Annotated in this window: 1 protein-coding gene; it reads right to left on the bottom strand. The window is 56.8% G+C overall.

Going from position 1 to position 1,279, the window contains the following annotated elements; genetic code table 11:
• A partial coding sequence (locus CKW18_RS29570) for an IS4 family transposase (protein WP_141233179.1) occupies positions 1-1,279 on the bottom strand: 1,279 nt, incomplete at both ends.

Genomic DNA, 1,279 nt, shown 5'->3' with positions numbered 1-1,279 from the left:
TTTTGATCGGATACTTCGGCGATTTGAGCCTGATTGCCCGAGGATAAATGCGCTCCTCGCGTCGATGTGGCAGGACATAATGCGGGGCTGAGGCATGCAACTCTGCGAGATATTTGGGGATGTTCCCCGAACGATCCGCAGAAACGCCGTTGATAAACCCCAAGATCGCCCAAGTGCACGCGGTGAAGCTCAGTTCGCATGGATGGATGCCTGGACAATGGCGGCTCATCTCCACCATCTGATAACGCAACAGGTTGTAGCCCAACAACACGCCCCACAGTTCCTGCTCAATCATTTCGGGCGTCTTGCTGCGCAGCGTATAGCTGCTGTTCAGCAGGGTCTGCTTCATTTCTCTAAACCCTAACTCGATCTCCCATCGCTGGCTGTAGAGATCGACGATTTCGTCGGACGGGAAGCGTAATGAGTCGGCCATCGACGTCAGTATCTGACAAACCTTGCCCTTGACGGTTTTGCTCAGAAGCCGCGCAGTCAGGCGCTCCGGCAATCCAGGCCATTGCTTGCGGGCCTGCGGCGAAGTACTCAACGAGACCACAGCATCGTGGCGCCCCAAACGCTGAAGCACTTCGTACTGCGAGCCTTTTTTCAGCGGCATCAACCAATGTCGCTCGATGCCTGCTTGCTGCCATTGATGCAGCAACCCCAAGGAATAAAAGCCGCGATCGAACAGCGTCAGCGAGTGATCGGGGGTGGTTTCGATCAGTTGCTCCGCCAGTTTCATCTCGTTGCTGCGATAGCCGTCAAACGCGCTGCCAATCAGTAAGTGACTGGTCAATTCCATTTGGCAAACCATGCGCACCTGAGGAAAACCAGTATCGCCATGCTGGTTGCTGGCGGAGTCGTAACGCGCACGGTTTTCCGGTGTATCGGGCGTACGCCAGACGACGCCGTCGACACCCAGCAAGCGCAACCCGGCCCAGGTCGGATGACTGGCCGCTTCATGCCAGCTTTTCTGAGTCAGATCGAAGACTTGTCGTACGGCCTCGCTGCCCAGCCGCTGACGGGCTTGGACTACGGCGCTGGGCGCGACCAGCGGACGTTGCCCAGGCAGCATGATGTTCATGCGACTGACCACATCCCACGCCGACATGCGTCGAAAAAATGCCATGGAGATGACGCACCAAAGCATCATTTCCAAAGGTAAGCGTCGCCTGCGCAAAGTGGCTACACCGGCCTGCTCCAATGCCTGTTCGACCAGAGATGGATCAAGCAACGAGTCCAACCCTTCGAGGGAGTTGGGAGTCGAGACGAAGTTGTGGGT

The sequence above is a fragment of the Pseudomonas sp. Irchel 3E19 genome (genome assembly GCF_900187585.1).
GTDB lineage: Bacteria > Pseudomonadota > Gammaproteobacteria > Pseudomonadales > Pseudomonadaceae > Aquipseudomonas > Aquipseudomonas baetica.
The sequence above is the reverse complement of the archived record's forward strand: the minus strand, read 5'-3'. Positions and strand labels throughout refer to the sequence as shown.